This window comes from Paenibacillus sp. HJGM_3, assembly GCF_045062745.1.
In the GTDB taxonomy this organism is placed as follows: Bacteria; Bacillota; Bacilli; order Paenibacillales; family NBRC-103111; genus Paenibacillus_AA.
This window is the reverse complement of record NZ_JBJGED010000008.1, coordinates 98,675-115,023: the sequence shown is the minus strand read 5'-3', so window position 1 is coordinate 115,023 and position 16,349 is coordinate 98,675. Positions and strand designations below refer to the sequence as shown.

18 protein-coding genes are annotated in these 16,349 nt (G+C 58.8%); 12 read left to right on the top strand and 6 right to left on the bottom strand.

Annotated elements, in window-relative coordinates:
• Positions 1-8: 8 nt before the first annotated feature.
• The 5 genes from ACI5FR_RS11485 to ACI5FR_RS11465 all read left to right on the top strand — a co-directional run bounded on the left by ACI5FR_RS11485 (position 9) and on the right by ACI5FR_RS11465 (position 2,626).
• The gene (locus ACI5FR_RS11485) at positions 9-299 is read left to right on the top strand and encodes a YlaH-like family protein (protein ID WP_405454512.1); all 291 of its coding nucleotides are present in this window, start codon (positions 9-11) and stop codon (positions 297-299) included.
• Positions 300-301: 2 nt separating this feature from the next.
• Positions 302-763: a hypothetical protein gene (locus ACI5FR_RS11480; protein ID WP_405454510.1), complete on the top strand. Its 462-nt coding sequence runs from the start codon at positions 302-304 to the stop codon at positions 761-763.
• 2 nt (positions 764-765) lie between these two features.
• The gene (locus tag ACI5FR_RS11475; RefSeq protein ID WP_405454508.1) at positions 766-1,041 is read left to right on the top strand and encodes a hypothetical protein; all 276 of its coding nucleotides are present in this window, start codon (positions 766-768) and stop codon (positions 1,039-1,041) included.
• 18 nt (positions 1,042-1,059) lie between these two features.
• Positions 1,060-2,061 (top strand): LCP family glycopolymer transferase, encoded by a 1,002-nt coding sequence (locus ACI5FR_RS11470; RefSeq protein WP_405454506.1) that lies wholly within the window; start codon positions 1,060-1,062, stop codon positions 2,059-2,061.
• Between the two features lie 112 nt (positions 2,062-2,173).
• Entirely contained in the window at positions 2,174-2,626 is a 453-nt protein-coding gene (locus tag ACI5FR_RS11465) for a pyridoxamine 5'-phosphate oxidase family protein (RefSeq protein ID WP_405454504.1), read from the top strand.
• A 43-nt stretch (positions 2,627-2,669) separates the two neighbouring features.
• Here the strand turns inward: ACI5FR_RS11465 and ACI5FR_RS11460 are convergent, their stop codons facing one another.
• Positions 2,670-3,233, bottom strand: coding sequence for a YhcN/YlaJ family sporulation lipoprotein (locus ACI5FR_RS11460; RefSeq protein ID WP_405454503.1), 564 nt, complete (start codon positions 3,231-3,233; stop codon positions 2,670-2,672).
• A 105-nt stretch (positions 3,234-3,338) separates the two neighbouring features.
• On the opposite strand from ACI5FR_RS11460, the gene ACI5FR_RS11455 reads away from it, so the two are divergent.
• Positions 3,339-4,670, top strand: coding sequence for a PhoH family protein (locus tag ACI5FR_RS11455; protein ID WP_405454501.1), 1,332 nt, complete (start codon positions 3,339-3,341; stop codon positions 4,668-4,670).
• Positions 4,671-4,950: 280 nt separating this feature from the next.
• A complete protein-coding gene (locus ACI5FR_RS11450; RefSeq protein ID WP_405454499.1) occupies positions 4,951-6,213 on the top strand; it encodes an AGE family epimerase/isomerase in 1,263 nt (420 codons plus the stop codon).
• Between the two features lie 91 nt (positions 6,214-6,304).
• Here ACI5FR_RS11450 and melA read toward each other — a convergent pair whose 3' ends face one another.
• The gene (gene melA, locus ACI5FR_RS11445) at positions 6,305-7,603 is read right to left on the bottom strand and encodes an alpha-glucosidase/alpha-galactosidase (RefSeq protein WP_405454498.1); all 1,299 of its coding nucleotides are present in this window, start codon (positions 7,601-7,603) and stop codon (positions 6,305-6,307) included.
• A gap of 161 nt (positions 7,604-7,764) precedes the next feature.
• Between melA and ACI5FR_RS11440 the strand changes: the two genes are divergently transcribed.
• Together ACI5FR_RS11440 and ACI5FR_RS11435 are read left to right on the top strand one after the other, a co-directional pair.
• Positions 7,765-8,637, top strand: a complete 873-nt coding sequence (locus ACI5FR_RS11440; protein ID WP_405454496.1) for an AraC family transcriptional regulator — start codon at positions 7,765-7,767, stop codon at positions 8,635-8,637.
• A gap of 32 nt (positions 8,638-8,669) precedes the next feature.
• A complete protein-coding gene (locus ACI5FR_RS11435) occupies positions 8,670-9,599 on the top strand; it encodes a dienelactone hydrolase family protein (protein ID WP_405454494.1) in 930 nt (309 codons plus the stop codon).
• Between the two features lie 23 nt (positions 9,600-9,622).
• Here the strand turns inward: ACI5FR_RS11435 and ACI5FR_RS11430 are convergent, their stop codons facing one another.
• A complete protein-coding gene (locus ACI5FR_RS11430) occupies positions 9,623-10,123 on the bottom strand; it encodes a hypothetical protein (RefSeq protein ID WP_405454492.1) in 501 nt (166 codons plus the stop codon).
• A gap of 143 nt (positions 10,124-10,266) precedes the next feature.
• Between ACI5FR_RS11430 and ACI5FR_RS11425 the strand changes: the two genes are divergently transcribed.
• Positions 10,267-11,607 (top strand): extracellular solute-binding protein, encoded by a 1,341-nt coding sequence (locus ACI5FR_RS11425; protein ID WP_405454490.1) that lies wholly within the window; start codon positions 10,267-10,269, stop codon positions 11,605-11,607.
• Here ACI5FR_RS11425 and ACI5FR_RS11420 read toward each other — a convergent pair.
• Entirely contained in the window at positions 11,604-12,689 is a 1,086-nt protein-coding gene (locus tag ACI5FR_RS11420) for a hypothetical protein (protein ID WP_405454488.1), read from the bottom strand. The genes ACI5FR_RS11425 and ACI5FR_RS11420 overlap by 4 nt on opposite strands.
• Positions 12,690-12,789: 100 nt before the next feature.
• The gene (locus ACI5FR_RS11415; protein WP_405454487.1) at positions 12,790-13,773 is read right to left on the bottom strand and encodes a hypothetical protein; all 984 of its coding nucleotides are present in this window, start codon (positions 13,771-13,773) and stop codon (positions 12,790-12,792) included.
• Positions 13,774-13,836: 63 nt separating this feature from the next.
• Between ACI5FR_RS11415 and ACI5FR_RS11410 the strand changes: the two genes are divergently transcribed.
• Positions 13,837-14,949 carry a class I SAM-dependent methyltransferase gene (locus tag ACI5FR_RS11410; RefSeq protein WP_405454485.1) on the top strand — a complete coding sequence of 371 codons (1,113 nt, stop codon included), beginning with the start codon at positions 13,837-13,839 and terminating at the stop codon, positions 14,947-14,949.
• Positions 14,950-15,081: 132 nt separating this feature from the next.
• Here ACI5FR_RS11410 and ACI5FR_RS11405 read toward each other — a convergent pair whose 3' ends face one another.
• On the bottom strand, positions 15,082-15,312 hold the full coding sequence (locus ACI5FR_RS11405) for a DUF2626 domain-containing protein (RefSeq protein WP_405454484.1): 231 nt from the start codon (positions 15,310-15,312) through the stop codon (positions 15,082-15,084).
• Between the two features lie 254 nt (positions 15,313-15,566).
• Between ACI5FR_RS11405 and ACI5FR_RS11400 the strand changes: the two genes are divergently transcribed.
• Entirely contained in the window at positions 15,567-16,217 is a 651-nt protein-coding gene (locus ACI5FR_RS11400) for an RsfA family transcriptional regulator (RefSeq protein WP_405454482.1), read from the top strand.
• Positions 16,218-16,349: the final 132 nt, after the last annotated feature.

Sequence of the window (16,349 nt, the reverse complement as noted above, 5' to 3'; positions counted from 1 at the left end):
GAGAGCCCATGCAAGCGTGGCTCGCCGAACATCTGTGGATCACCTACATTCTCATTTATGTGTTTCTCGTCTATATTTACAATAAAGTGTTCCGCACCCGCCGGCTGCCGATCTTGAAGGCGGCAATCGTCTACTTGCTGATGGCCGTGGGCGCGCTGATCCTGCTTATGTTCCAAGTCGACCTCGACTTGCCGATTCTGCTCTGCCTGCTCGTGGCGGTCGCGCTCATGTTCATGGTGCGCGTCCGCTATTGGGTCGAAGCCCGGCAGAAGCGGCAGGACAACAAGGAGGCGCGATAGGGATGGCCTACTGGCTGACGCCGATCGATTCGCTTACACCATTCGTGCTCGGCGCAGGACGGATTCGCTGCGAATCGTCCGCCGAGCTCGACGAGTGGCGCGAGGCGCTCCGGCAGCTCCATCCCCGCCTGCTTCCGCTCTTCAAGGCGAGCATGCTCCCTGGGGATCCGCATCCGTCCGCTGAAGCCGCCGACCCGGCCGCCTGCGGGCTGGACCGGATCCCTTTTTCATTAGCAGGCGCCGATCCGATCCGCTTCGACGGACCGTTCTTCGGGCTGTCGTCTTGCGGCGAAGCGATGACGGAGCGTCTCCTGGAGCCGAAGGAAGCACTCGGTCACTTGGAGACATTCGGTACGGGGGCCGCCGGCCTTGGGCTTAGCGTCATCAGCGAACCGTGGTTAACCGCCATGAGACGATGGCTCGGCCAAGGGAAACGTATCATTTTAATCCGGGAGGATACATAGAGATGAAGCTGCGAGACGCTCTGTACAATTGGCTGCAGATGAAGATTGTGTCCGACGCTCGGCCGGACGATGGGGCTGCCGTGGAGACCCGGGATTTTTTCGTAACGATCCTGACCGAAGACCACAAGCTGAGCCGCTTCACCGTTTATGAGACTACGGATCGCTATTATGTGGTGCACTATGAGCTGGAAGGCCGGACAAGTACAGAGAAGTTCGACCGGGAGCTGGCGGAGCAACTGCTGAACGACATAGAATCGAATCCCAAATACAACGAATAAGGAAAGGGGGACGCCGCTATGAGCCCGGTTCCTGGTGTCGGCCCCGATGCGCACGCGCCCTTGCCGCCCCGACGGCCGAAGCCCGTCTCCAGAGGCTGGCTGAAATCGTTTTTCGTCCTTATCCTTATACTCGTACTCGGGGCGCTCGGGTATGCCGGATACTTGTACTGGCAAATCAATCAGGCGATCGATCACGTAGGTACGAACGCGCCGGTCGCTCCGGACCAATCGGCCAAATCCAAGCCGCTCACGATTTTGCTGCTAGGGACGGATACGCGGTCAGAGACCGGCAGCCTCAATACCGACGTCATCATGGTTGCTTCGATGAATCCGAATACCCAAAAAGCGACCTTGGTCTCGATTCCAAGAGACACCCAGGTGAAGCTGAGCGGCGTGAAAACGAATAAGGCAAACGCGTTTTATGCGAACTACGTGGCGGCCGACAAAAAAACCGCGCAGACCAAGACGAAGGAGCTGTTCGGCCGTTACTTGAACGTGAAGATCGATTACATGGCCATCATCAACTTCCAAGGGTTCGAGGACGTGATCGACAAGCTCGGAGGCTTGACGATCGATGTGGATATGGATATGTGCTATGTCGACAAGTTTGACGGGACGAATATCAAGCTGCGCAAGGGCGTGCAGCCGCTTGACGGGAAGAAGACGCTCGATTTCGTCCGCTACCGCAAGTCGAATTGCGGCACCGCCGAATCGAACGACATGGAGCGCAACGAGCGCCAGCAGCAAGTCATCGACCGGATGGTCGGGAAGCTGAAATCGGTCGAAGGCGTGCTCAAGCTCGGTCAAGTGATCGAGTCGGCGGCCGAGAGCGTGCAGACGGATATCCCTTCGGTCCAAATCAAAACGTTCCTGGGGACATATATCGGGATCGACCGCGATAAAATAAACTATATTCATTTGGAAGGAGACTGGCAAAGCCCGTACGTCATCCTGAAAAATGAAGAACTTAAGGCCGCGCAAGCCGCCCTTCGCGACACTTTGCAGGAGAGCCGCCCCTAGGCGGACGAACCGGTACGGGGTCTGTCTATGGTGGCTTGGCCACGGGAATGCTATAATGGGGATAAGCTGCCGCAAGTCCCCATGCCGTCAAGAGATTCAGGAGGATGAAAGTATGGCCGAACCGGTACCTGCTTTGTCGGAGCAACTGCTGCACCATTTTCATCAAGAAAAGCTCGCGCTTCTGAGCACGATTGACGCCGATACCGGAGCGCCCAGTACGAATGCCATTTCCTGGGTGACCGCCGTCTCGCCAAGTCGCGTTCGATTCGCCCTTGATCAACGTTCACGGCTAGTCGGCAATCTGCAAGCGAATCCGAACGCCACACTCACCGTGTTCGCGGACGGCTCGGTCTACGCGGTATCGGGCCAAGCTCAGACCGTGGCGGAGGCGCTGGACGGCGTGCCGTTCAAGCTGGCGTGCCTCGAGGTGCACGTAGACGCGGTGCGCGATGTGATGTTTTATGGAGCGCGCCTCTCCGTCGAGCCGGAATATGAGAAAACATACGACGCGCGCGCGGCTGCCAAGCTCGACAGCCAAGTGTTCGCCGCCATGAAAAAAGCCTAGTTCCGTAGAACTGGGCTTTTTGCGTCTTATGAAGGGTTGTCCATCACTCGGTTTTATTGTTCAGCTTTTGGCGGTCTTCCGTCTCGGCCGGCTTGTTGTACTCCGGCGTAATCGTCTTCGGCAGCTGCGGGGTAATCCGCCCGATGATATCGGCCACTTCCTCCGCGAAGCCGGCGATCGGGCGTCCGCGGGCGATGTCATCCCGCATCTCCTGAATACGTCCGCGAAGCCCCAGGTCGGCAGTGACGAACGCATGTACGCCATAGGGATCTTTGCGCAGCGCTTCCGCTACGGAATATTTGATGACGTCCACTCTGGAGCGATCCAGAGTCGGGTCGACATCGATCCCGACGATGGCCGTATTGCCGAGGACGACGCATTTGGCGCCATGCACTTGCGGAATGCTGGCCGCTAGCTTCTCCAGACGGTCTCTTACTTCGGTTTTGTTCGTGATTTGCGGCTTATCGGGAACGGTCTGCTGCACCTTGACGTTGCGTCCCGTGTCCGGACCATTATTCCCCCAATCCTCCGCCGGGGCCGCGCCTTTGTTCTTGGAGCAGCCGGCCAGCAGGGAGACCATTAGTACCATGACAATCCAATATCGCATTCTAATCGCACTCCTCATCTTGTTCCTGATTCTCATTCGTTAGTTTGGCCGCAGGCAGTTGCAAATATGTACAATCGCTGACACCAAGCCGGGGAGGAATCTCAAATGAGAAAAATTTACGTATTGGATACCAATGTGCTGCTCCAAGATCCGAACGCTATTTTTGCCTTTGAGGACAATGAGGTGATCATCCCTGCGATCGTGTTGGAAGAAATCGACTCGAAGAAGCGGAACGCCGACGAAATCGGCCGGAACGCGCGCTATGTCTCCAGGCTGCTCGACGGGTTGCGGGCAAAGGGAAGGCTGTACGACGGCATCGAATTGGATTCCGGCGGCCGCTTGAAGGTGGAGCTGAACCATCGCAGCTTCATGAAGATGCAAGAGGTATTCGGCGAAATTACAAGCGATAACCGAATTCTCGCTGTCGCCTTGAATTATCATGTGGAAGAGCAGCACAAGGATTCACCGCGGCCGGTCACGCTCGTGAGCAAGGATACGCTCGTCCGGATCAAGGCGGATGTGCTCGGCTTGAACGCGGAAGATTATTTGACCGACCGTATCGTAACGTTGAACGAAATGTACCCGGGGTATTTGACGCTCCATGTGCATCCGGGGATTATCGATACGTTTTACAACGCCCGCTTCCTGCCGGTGTCCAGCCTGAACTTGAGCTATGAGCTTCACCCCCATGAATTCGTCATCATGAAGGATGAGCTCGGCACGTCGAAGTCCGCGCTCTTGAAGGTTAGCGCCGACAAGAAGAAGCTGGAGCCGCTCTACCTAAGCAACGAGCCGATCTGGGGCATCGGGGCGCGCAACGTCCAGCAGCGTATGGCGCTCGAGCTGCTGCTGAACGACGACATTCCGCTCGTGACACTGACCGGGAAGGCCGGTACGGGCAAAACGTTGCTCACGCTGGCGGCAGGACTTATGAAGATCGAGGACGAACATAAATACAAGAAGCTGCTGATCGCGAGACCGGTCGTGCCGATGGGCAAAGATATCGGCTATTTGCCGGGCGAGAAGGATGAGAAGCTCCGTCCTTGGATGCAGCCGATCTACGACAACCTGGAGTTTCTGTTCGATACGAAGAAGCCGGGCGATATCGAGAAGATCCTGGCGGGGATGGGCAGCATCCAGGTCGAGGCGCTCACGTACATTCGCGGACGCTCGATTCCGGGGCAGTTCATCATCATTGACGAAGCCCAGAACTTGTCGAAGCACGAGGTGAAGACGATCGTCTCCCGGGTGGGCGAAGGCAGTAAAATCGTGCTGGTCGGCGACCCCGAACAGATCGACCATCCGTACTTGGACTCGTCGAGCAACGGGCTCACTTATGTGGTCGAGCGGTTCAAAAATCAGGCGCTGAGCGGCCACATCAATCTGGAGCGCGGCGAGCGGTCTCATTTGGCTCAGTTGGCGGCGGATTTATTGTAGGGTTACTGAGCCTATCGAAAAATGAAACCGCCGTTCCAAGTGAAAAGTCCGAGCCGTTCCAAGTGAAAAAGGCCCCCCTTTTGCTCAAACATCTTGTTTGAAGCCCCTTTGATTGAAGGAGTACATGTGGTAGGGGCTTCAAGCCAAAACTCGCCGGGGGTCTCTTTTTCACTTTCCACTCCCTCTTTCGAGGAGAAAAGCTTTTCACTTTCCACTCCCTGGTTCAGGGAGAATTGACAGCTCAGCGTGTGGGGGAGAGTAAGGGAGGATATCGACTACAATGTTGTCGACGCAGAAAAGAACCGAGCTTTTAAAGATGTACAAAGAGCACATTCAGAATCAAATGCTCCCGTTCTGGCGGAGAGCGGTGGATGAGAGGCACGGAGGGGTGTTCACGTGCTATTCGAATGACGGGCGGACCCAGGTGAACCGGAACAAGTATACGTGGTCGCAGGGCAGGTATGTCTGGCTCTGGTCGCGTCTCGCGGCATGTTGCCGGGAGGGCCTGCTCGACGGAGACGCGGACGTCTTCTTGCGTCAGGCCGGGCAAGCGGTCCGGTTCCTCCGCGATCATGCGGTGCTGGATAACGGCAACTGCGCGTTCCTGCTGACGGAAGAGGGCGTGCCCTTAGAGCCGGTTCCGGGGCAAGGCTACGACACGAGCTTCTTCGCCGATTGCTTCGTCGTGATGGGCGCGAGCGAATACGCCCGCGTGAGCGGGGACGGGGACACGCTGGCCTGGGCGCTCGAGCGCTACGACTCGATCGAGCGGCGGCTCGCGACGAACACACAGCGCAGCGAGCCGTATCCGATCCCGGCCGGTCTTACCGCCCATAGCGTGCCGATGATCATGCTGAACGTCGCGCAGGAGCTCGCCGCGGCGCTCGAAGCCGCGGGCCACGCCCGCGCGCAGGAAGTGCGCCAGGCGGCGGTCGCACGCTTGGACACGATCCTCACCCGGTTCGTCCAGCCAGACGGAACCGTGGCGGAGCTGATCGCGACCGACGAGCGGCTCGCGGATACGGTCATGGCCCGCCACCTGAATCCGGGCCATACGATCGAATGCATGTGGTTCGCCATGACGGAGGCGAACCGGATCGGCGGCCGGATGGAGGCGATCCGGCAGACGGTGCGGGTGACGAAGCGGGCGTTCGAGCTCGGCTGGGACGCGGAGCACGGCGGGCTGCTCCACTATGTCGACCGCGACGGAGGCCCGCCGCAGGGGCGCGAGATCGGCGACGGGTTCGAGCGTAACATCGTCGAGACGTGGGACACGAAGCTGTGGTGGGCGCATTCGGAAGCGCTCTACACGCTGCTGCTCGGCTACGAGCTGACCGGGGACGACGAGCTGCTTGAGCTATACGAGCGTACGCATGCCTATACGTTCGACACGTTCCCGAATCCGGACCGGGAGGTGGGCGAGTGGATCCAGATCCGGGACCGGGCCGGTGTGCCGCTCACGAAGGTTGTCGCGCTGCCGGTGAAGGATCCGTATCACATCCTGCGCAATTGCATCCTGATTGTGGAGCTGCTCAGCCGGTAAGCCCGTCATCGTCACTATAAACAGGACAACCCCTCGAGGGCCATAGGCCTCCGAGGGGTTGTTCTTCGTGTACTTGCGAGGTGCCAGACACTTAGCTGAACTTCGGCAGCCAGCTGCCGTGAGCTTCGATCATGGCGTCGCACATCGCCACGATGTCGTCCATCGACAGCTCAGCCGATGTATGCGGATCCAGCAGGGCGGCGTGGTAGATGTGCTCCTTCTTGAGCGTACGCGCCGCTTCCAGCGTCAACAGCTGCGTGTTGATGTTCGTGCGGTTCAGCGCGGCCAGCTGCGGAGGCAGGTCGCCGACGTATGTCGGCGTAACGCCGTTCGCGTCGACGAAGCAAGGCACTTCGACGCACGCTTCCTTCGGCAAGTTCGTGATCAGGCCGGTGTTCATGACGTTGCCGCCGATCTTGAACGGCACGTTCGTCTCCATCGCCTCCATGATCCGGGATGCGTACTCGTGGGAGCGCTCATGCGTCAAGTTGTTGTTGTTCACGATCTCTTCGCGCATCGTCTTCCAACGCGCAATTTGGTTGATGCAGCGGCGCGGATACTCGTCGAGCGGAATGTTCAGGTTCTCGATCAGCTCCGGGTAGTTCCGCTTGATGAAGTACGGATGGTACTCGGCGTTATGCTCGGACGACTCGGTCACGTAGTAGCCGAACTTGAACATCAGCTCGAAGCGGACCATGTCGCGGTGCTTCTCCTTTTGTTTCTCGAGGGCGCGGCGCTTGATCTCCGGATACAGGTCGACACCGTCCTTCGTCACTTCGAGCAGCCAGGCCATATGGTTGATCCCGGCAATTTTGCTCTTCACGCCGGTCGTATCGATGTCGAGCTGGCGGAACAGGTGGGAGACGCACACCTGCACGCTATGGCACAGCCCTACGGTCTTGATGCCGCCCAGCGTGTTCATGGCGTTCGTCAGAACGGCCATCGGGTTCGTATAGTTCAGGAACCAGGCGTCCGGACACACTTCCTGCATATCGCGCGCGAAATCCAACATGACCGGAATTGTACGCAGGTTGCGGAAGATCCCGCCGATTCCGATCGTATCGGCGATCGTCTGACGCAGGCCGAATTTCTTCGGGATCTCAAAGTCCGTAATCGTACACGGATCGTAGCCGCCGACTTGAATGGCGTTGATGACGTACTTGGCGCCGCGGAGCGCTTCCTTGCGATCGGAATAAGCTTTGATTTGGCATTTGCTGCCGCTGGTCGCTTGCAGGTTCAGCAGCATTTTCTCGGAATCGGCGAGCCGCTCCGGATCGATGTCGAACAGCGCCAGCTCGAAATCCTGCAGCGCTGGGGTGAGCATCGTATCTCCCAGTACATTTTTCGCGAAGACCGTACTGCCCGCCCCGATAAACGTAATTTTATTCATGCTTTCATCCACTCCCCGTGTATGGTGGTTACGCTCTAACTATAATTCGTTTGGCGATTCCGACATATGGATTTATGCAACGCGCATATGGACAAATGTAGTTTTTTTGCTACGATGGCTATAAGGGTCAGCAGAGAAATAGAAGCGGGGGAACTAGATCAATGAATTCATCCACGTATTCGGTCGTGATCCATCCGTTCCCGGGCCGGGGCGAGCTGGTCGTGTTATTCGCCGGTCATGAACAGACGATGCCGAATCATCAGGTGGGGCCGCAAGTAAGAGACTACTATTTAATCCATCACGTGGTTTCCGGGCGAGGCACATTCCAGTGCCGGGGGAAGCAATATTCGGTAGAGGCGGGGCAAAGCTTCGTCATTTTCCCCGGGGAGCTCATCCGGTATGACTCGGACGCACAGGAGCCTTGGAAGTACCGGTGGATCGCGTTCAAAGGGACGATGGCCAGCCAGCTGCTGAGCGAACTCGGCCTTTCGCCGGAGCATCCCGTAGCGCAGCCCGGTGAGCCGCGGCGGACTTCCGCCCAGCTCCATCGCCTCGAGCAGACGCTTGCACGTGCGGACGCCGGCTGCGATCTCGAGAGCGGGGGGCTGCTGCGTCTCGTGCTCTCCGGCTATGTACGGCAGGAGCGGGCACCCGTTGCCGCCGGCCGTGCGGTTCACAACCCGAGCGACGAGCTCGTCGAGCGGGCGATCCGTTGGTTGACGCTCCAGTATGCTCAGCCGGTCTCGATCCAGCATCTGGCGCAATCGCTCGGGTACCACCGGACGCATCTGACGAAGCTGTTCAAGCAAGCGACCGGCCAGTCCCCGATGCAATATTTGCTCAAAATCCGGATGGACAGGGCGAAGGTGCTCCTGCTGGATGACTTGACGGTGGAGCAGGTTGCTTCCTCGGTAGGCTTTGCGGATTCGCTATATTTCTCCAAACAGTTCAAGCGATGGCACGGCTGTACGCCGTCGGAATACCGGAACGGCACCGGGGACCCGGCGGTCGATCCGCAGATGGATTGTTCTTAAAAACACGTTCAGAGTGGAAGAGAGGTTGAAGGATGGAATCGAATCGTAACGCTAATAGCGGGGTCACCGGACGAAGAGAGCTGCTGTACGCCTTGCTGGGCCGGCTGCCGGATCGGAACCGGCCGATTGGGGTCGATCTTGTTTCGGTAGAGGAACGGCCGTCATGTTATGTAGAGCGGCTAACGCTCGAGCTGAACGGCGAACAGCCGGTGCCCGCTTACTTCCTCCGGCCGAAGCGCGAAGACGGGCCGCATCCGCTCGTCGTCTACCATCATTCCCATGGCGGACGTTATACGGTCGGCAAGGAAGAGCTGTTCGTCGGCGCACCATACTTGCACGCTCCCTATTACGGGGAAGCGTTGACTCGGGAAGGCTATTGTGTCCTGGCGATCGATGCTTGGGGGTTCGGCGAGCGGAGCGGGCGCAAGGAATCTGCGATCTTCAAGGAAATGCTGTGGCACGGACGCTCCATGCTCGGCATGATGCTGTACGACAGCCTGCGGGCGCTAGATTACGCGGCCGGCCGACCAGACGTGGATCCGTCCCGCATCGGGACGATTGGCATGTCCATGGGCAGCACGATGGCGTTCTGGCTGGCGGCGCTCGATCCGAGAGTCCGGGTCACGGTCGACATTTGCTGCATGACCGATTATCAGGCGCTGATCGAGGCCGAGGGACTGGACTTGCACGGCTTGTATTATTACGTCCCGGATTTGTTGACGCATTTCACGACCGCCGACATTCAAGAGCTCATTATTCCTAGGCCGCACCTGTGTCAGGCCGGCGACCGGGATTCGCTCACACCGGCTCCAGGCCTGGATCGGGTCGACCGGCAGGTCAAGGAGGCGTATGCCGCGGCCGGGGTTCCGGAAGCGTGGACGATGAGCCGTTACGACGTAACCCACGAAGAGACCGGCGAGATGCGGGAAGAGACGCTCGCTTATCTTCGCCGGTGGCTGTAGCCCGCCGATCGCATCGGGCTGGGTCAGCCCTCCGCGTCAACAGGTTCGATTGCGCACTCGTAGGCTCGCGCGATGCCGCGCATCAGGTCGAGGAGCGACGCATCCACGGCGTACAGGGTGCCAGAGACGTCTTCCGCTTCGATGCGGGCGATCAGGTGCTCGTCCATCTGCAGCAGCGCCGCTTGCCGCGACGCCGGGTCGGCCGTCTTACCTACGAGACGGAACAGAGCGGTTAGATGGGCGAACAAGTACCTTCGGCCCCCGCGGCTCTCGAAGCCGTAGTCCGGGAACGCCGGCGTCACTTCGGCTTGCTGCGGCAGCTCCAGCAGCAGGAGCTCGTCATACTCGATCCGATATTCTTCGAGCAGCGCCTTTACGGCGTCGGCCCCCGTCTCATCGGCCGCGATCAGCGTCTCTTTGTCCCGGTCGTAGAGGGGGACGCTGGCCAGCGCCTTGACCAATTGCGCGTAGTAACCCGGGCGCTTGCCGTCCGGCAGGCGCATATCGATTGCATATTTTCGCATAAGCTCCTCCATGGTGAACATGATGTAAGAGATCTCCCGATCATCTTACCATAATTAAGGGTTCCCGAATGGGGCGAAATCCTATATCATAGACTTAACAGCCTGAGACTTTGGTACTAGACGGCACGAAGGAGGCGAATCGATTGCACGGCAAACGGCTATGGGTGCTTGCTACGATGGTAGGTCTTTCGATGCTTCTAGTGTTCGGGGTTGGAAACGTATTCAATGACGCCATGTTCGTTACCGATCCGAAACCGAACCGCCACCCCGCCGAGCCGGTTCCGGAGCCCCTGGCAGGCACCAAAGAAATTACGATCCAGGTGGCGATGGACGCGGACGAATACGCCGTTCTGAACCAGCTGAAGCAACAGTACCAGTCGATTCATGCCGAGCTCAGCCTCAAACTGGACTTGGTGTCGCCGTCCGCCGCTTACGCGAGCTGGAAGAAGGCGGCCCAGCTCGGCGAATCCGCCGACGTGCTTCTCTTGGACAACCGCTGGGTGACGGAGTTCGCGGCGCTTGGCTACTTGACCCCGGTCGACTCACTGTTGACGAGTGATCAAATGTCTCAGCAGCTCCAGCCTATGGTGAACCAAGTGAAGTGGAACGGGTATACGTGGGGCGTTCCGAAGGATCTCGACCTCCCGGTCGTCGTGTATAGCGCGAAGCGGCTGCAGGAGCTCGGTACGGACAAGCCTCCGGCCCAGAGCGAGGAATTGCTCTCTCTACATACGGCGTCCATGAAGTTGAATGACGGGAAGCTCGGATTATACGCCGATCTCGAGGATCCCGATTCCATAGTAGCCCTAACCCAGGCGTTCGGAGGGGCAAAGGCGCAGGGGAAGGCCGGTCTGGTCAAGCTAACCGAGCCAGCTGCCGTCAAGGCGCTCGAGTCGCTGTTCCCGGACGCGAACGGAACCGGCAGCTTGTTCCCCCTGAGCGGCAGCCCTTCCTGGAAGCCATGGGAGCGCCTGCAGCAGGGTACGATGCTCGGCATGCTGACGACGCTGTCGGCGTACAAGCAGCATGCGGCGGACGGGCTCGTCCTGTCCGCCCTCCCTCTGCCCAAAGGGGAGGCGGTCTGGAAGAGCGGCTGGCTCGCCGGCCGCAGCTTCGTAATCACCTCGCACACCCGTTATCCGAAGGAAGCGTTCGAGTTGATCCGGGAGCTGACGAACGCAGCCTCTAGCGTCAAGTTCTGGAACGAGGGCCATCGGCTGCCCACCGTTATGAACAGCTATGCGATCGGGGGCATCCGGAACGATGCGGCCGTCCAGCTCGTGACCCCATTCCTCGACAAGGAAGAAGGCGCGCCGCTCCCGCCGCTCCAGAACCGGCAGCTTTTGCTGCTTGAGGAGGGGCTGCAGAAGCTGCGCAGGGGCGAGCTCGCCTGGAAGGCGATGCTGGAGCAAACGATGCAGCTATGGGACAAAGGGGACCCCGGCGCCGTCACTGCGCCCGCAGGTCCCCCTCGTTCAAGCTAGAAGCTCATTTTGAGCGTCACGGAAAGCGTCCGGTTTTTGACCGTCAGATCGGTCGCTTGTAGAAATGAAGCCAGCTTACTCGGATAAAAGCTTAAATCGCTGCCCGACTCAAGTGTCTGCATCGTAGAGGGAGGCAGCTTGTAGCCGTTGTACACGATCTCGCGGATATGGAACCGGATCGCATTCTTCGGCTTCGTCTCCAATTCGTACGCGCCGGTGATCGACACCGAGACGTCTCCCTCCCGGCCGCTCGCGGTCAGCGTACCGTCGCCGAAGGAGAAGTTCAGTTGCTGAAGCGTCGGGCTGCGGGCGTGGATGAACGCGTTCAGCTCGCTGTCGCGGATTTGGAACGTGTAGGTGAACCCTTTGATCGTAAGCGAACTCGGCGTGCTGGCGACGAGCTCCGGCAGCTTCTGCATCGTCTCCGACAGCGCCTTGAAATATTGCTTGAACAGCGGGAGTCCCTTGGTCTCCCAGCTCTGATTCAGCTCGCTCATCTGCCGGGCGAGCTCTTCCTTCTGCGGCAGCTGCGCCAGCTTGCGCGCCACTTCCTCCTGCAGCGCCGTCATCGTCCGGCGCTGGTCTTCGTAGCGGGTGCGCGTCGAGCGCAGCTCGAGCTCCGCCTGCTCGAGACCGGCGCTCACCTCGGCTTTCTCCCGGTGAGCGGCGGTGTATTGCGACAGCGCGGCGCGGTCGCGCTCGGCAATCAGCTTCAGCTGCTCGAAGACGTAGAGAGCGTCCTTCCAAGTTCGTGCGGAGAGGAGCGCCATCCAGGAGGGCATCCGATCGCCGGTGTATGTTGTCTGCAGCAGCCGCTTGACCCGATCGTTCTGGGTCTCGATCCTGGCGGACAGCTCGGCGAGACTCCGCTCGGCGTCGGCCATTTGCGCCACGAGGCCTCGTTCCTTCTCGTTCAACCGGTCGATCTCCCGGTCCAATTCATGCAGCGTGAGTCCTTTCTCCAGCAGCGCTTGCGTCTCGTCCTTCGCCTGGTTCGTTTCCGCCGCGGCGGGGCTGCCGGGAAGAAACGCAGGGCTGCCGAGTAAAAAGACGGCAAGGATCAGTCGAAACCATGTCCCCATCGTTTGTCCCACGTCCTCTCCGTACTTAATGTATCGAAGCGGACGGGGAAACATGCCTAGAAATCATCCCAAAGGGCCGTACAACTCACGAAGGCCGACTTCACTTCACCGGAGCCTTGGCCGGGGAGCCGAACAGGTTCAGCAGCTGATCGAGCGGCTTCGCTTGGGCGGGCACGTCTTGGGTGAAGACGGGCGTCTCATTCCGATGCCCCCACTTGTTGGTGAGCTGCAGCGACTGAACCGGTCCCGATTGGCCGGCCTCCTCCAGCACATAGCTCAGATCGAGCGCGAGCTCCTGCACGAAACCGTCCGGGCCGACCGCGAGCCGGATACGGCCCGGCGGCTGGACCTTCACCTGCTTCCGGCTAAGCGATGCCTTAAGCGCATCGGCTTGGGGCGCAGGAAGCAGTCCGCTATCCTGCAGCCGAGCCGCTCCTTCGGTCAAGCTGCGCTGCAGCGCATCCGAGATCGCCTTGACGTTCGAATCGACGAAGGCCACGGTGTACCAGGCCTTCACGCCGGCGGCAGACTCCGCGGACGTCGGGGCCTCGGACTTGAACCATTTGGCGTCAATACCCTGGATGAGCGTCTCCGCCAGCTTGGCGAACGATTGCGACGACTGGGCCAGTCCCGATGCTTGGCGGCTTACATCCATCGACAAGTATTCGTTTTTCGGGTTCAAATATGGTATCTGCAAGTACAATTTGTTATCCTTGAGCAGAATGGGCATTTCCGGCAACGGGGCTCCGGCCTTTGGGGCAATGTTCAGCTTCGCCTCGAGCCGGGGCGGGGAGACGGCCGCGGTACCCGTCCAGCCAAGAGTGGACGTGGCGAGCGAGCCGATCAACGCACCGGTCAGCGGATTGCCCGGGGCGATGGCGAACGTCTCGCCGAGCTGCAGCGTCGCGCGGCCTTCGAACGTATAGCTTTGCAGGCCGGCTTGCTGCCGGAGCGCCTGAAGCGCCTCTTCCTTCGCCTGTTTGCCGTCGCGATCCGTGCACCCGGCCAGTCCGACGAATGCGAGCAAAGCAAGGGTGCCTGCTGCTGCGGCGGTCAGCCAGCGAATGAATGGGGATCGTTTCATCGCAGTCAAGTCTCCCTCCTGGTAGAATGAATATTTTACATTATAAGTGGAAGTGGAATGCCGATGCAAAATAACACCGAAAGCAAAAGCAAGCTTATCCGGTTGATCGAGGGTAGTCCGGACCGCCAAATCTCCTTCAAATCCTATATGGCGTATTGCTTGTACGACGAACAATACGGCTACTATCATCGCTCTACGGTCAAGATCGGCAAAGATGGGGACTTCTACACCAGCTCTTCCGTGGGACCGATGATGGGGCGGACGCTCGCGGCGGCGATCCGAAAGCTGCTGCAGCAAGAAGGCTGGGCGGACGGCCCGTGGCAGATCGCGGAGTGGGGCGGCGGGAACGGCCGGCTCGCCCTGCATATGCTGGACTGCTTGCGGCAGGAAGCTCCGGCTCCGTATGCCCGTCTGACATACACGCTCGTGGAGCGAAGTCCTTATCATCGCACCCTGCAGCAGGATGCGCTTCGCAAGCATGAGCGCGTCCGATTCCGGACCCCGGAGGAATGGCTCGCCGAGTCGTCTGCGATTCCTACTATCGTATGCTCGAACGAGCTGTTGGATGCGTTCCCGGTCCATCGGCTCCGTTATGCCCAAGGCCGTTTCGAGGAGCTATTCGTCCGTTGGGACCCGAGCCGCGAGCGGCTGGAGGAGGTGTACGCGCCGATCACGGAGCGGCAACTGCTCGACGCCATACGCGCCTACGGATTGCCCGAGCGCGAAGGCCAGCTGTTCGAGCTGAACACGGACGCTGCCTCATGGATTCGTTCGGTTGCGGAGCGCTTGAACCCCGGGGGCCTTATCACGATCGATTACGGCGATACGGCGGATGAGCTGTACGGCCCTCACCGGATGCGAGGGACGCTCATGTGCTATCGCAAGCATCAAGCCCACGACGACCCGTACGTCCACATCGGCGAACAGGATATGACCGCTCATGTGAACTTCTCTGCGTGCATTCAGGCGGGAATCGAAGCCGGGCTGACCCAGTGGACGCTCCAGACGCAGCGAGCCTTCCTGGTCGAGAACGGAATCCTGGATCAGCTGCAGGCGCATGACGGACGCGATCCGTTCAGCCCCGAAGCGCGCGCGAACCGGGCCATCCGCCAGCTGCTGCTGAGCGATCAGATGAGCGAGCTGTTCAAAGTTTTGATCCAATTCCCCACAAAGTGAAGCGCACCTTCGAAGCATATTCCAAGTACTTTGCGGGGGGCCCCGAGACTTTTACAAAAATAAAAGGTGAGACGCGGGCTGACGGACAGCCGGGCGTTTCACCTTTTTCCTCGTGTGTCGAACAGGACTGAGTTATACGGACATTTGGAAGAACGACCAATACGTGAATCCTGTGAAGGACAGGATCAAGTATCCCCAGAAAATCAATATGTAGGCGCGTTCGGACAAGTTCATATAGCCCAAAATTACGAAAGCTGCGGTCTGGAAGAAGAACAGCAGCGCCATCTCCTGCATGCCGCCGGCCAAAGCCATGAGCCCGATCGCAAGCGTCCAAAACCCCAACACTCTGAACATGCGTGCCACGATGTAATCCCCCTCTCTGTCGCAACGGTCGAACATAACTATTGCCATTATACCGTTCCGACTTGTACGTGTAAACTGCGAAGCGTGACGAAATATCAAACTTTTTAGTTAGTCTCTCCATTTTGGGGATGAGCATGTATGAGCGTCAAAAAAAATGGTAATACCAAATAGTATCAAATAGATTCTATGAACTCTACTATGGGCATAGAGATAAAACAGTGGCAACTTTATAAGTTTGTTGGGAGGTTGTAGGCATGACAGCAATCAGACAGGATGCCTGGAGTGAAGAAGACGATCTAATTTTGGCCGAAGTCACGCTGCGCCATATACGGGAAGGCAGTACTCAGCTAGCGGCTTTCGAAGAAGTCGGAGACAAGATCGGGAGGACGTCGGCGGCTTGCGGTTTCAGGTGGAACAGCTGCGTACGCAAAAAATACGAAGCGGCCATCTCGATCGCCAAAGCCCAGCGTCAAAAGAGAAGCCAGTATAAAAAACATGCGGGCGGTGCGAACGTCGCCGCGATCGCAACGCTCGAAACGGCCGATGCGGTTCACGCTTACAAGAGCGACGCGTTAACCGAAGAATCGATCTCCATCGACGCCGTAATCCGGTTTTTGCGTCAATGGAAAGGAACCTATCAAGACATGACGCGTCAAATCAAGACACTGGAGAAAGACCTTCGCGAGAAAGAGGAGGAGCTGGATGACCTCCGCCGGGAGAAGGAGAAGCTGAACCGGGAAATGAGCGAGGTGCAGACCGACTACCGCGTCGTGAATGACGACTACAAGGCGCTTATCCAAATTATGGACCGAGCTAGAAAGCTGGCCTTTTTAGTAGAAGAAGAGGACGAGCAAAAGCCGCGCTTCAAGATGGACGCGAACGGCAATCTGGAACGGATCGAATAGCGGTACGAGAAGATCCCGGCCTGGACAGGCACGAGGATCTTTTTTTGCTTATTGGGGTCCCCGCAAAGGGGCTCCGCCGGGACTAAGCTTCGAAGCCTAACGTCACTTTGTGGGGTTACTTGTGCTATCATG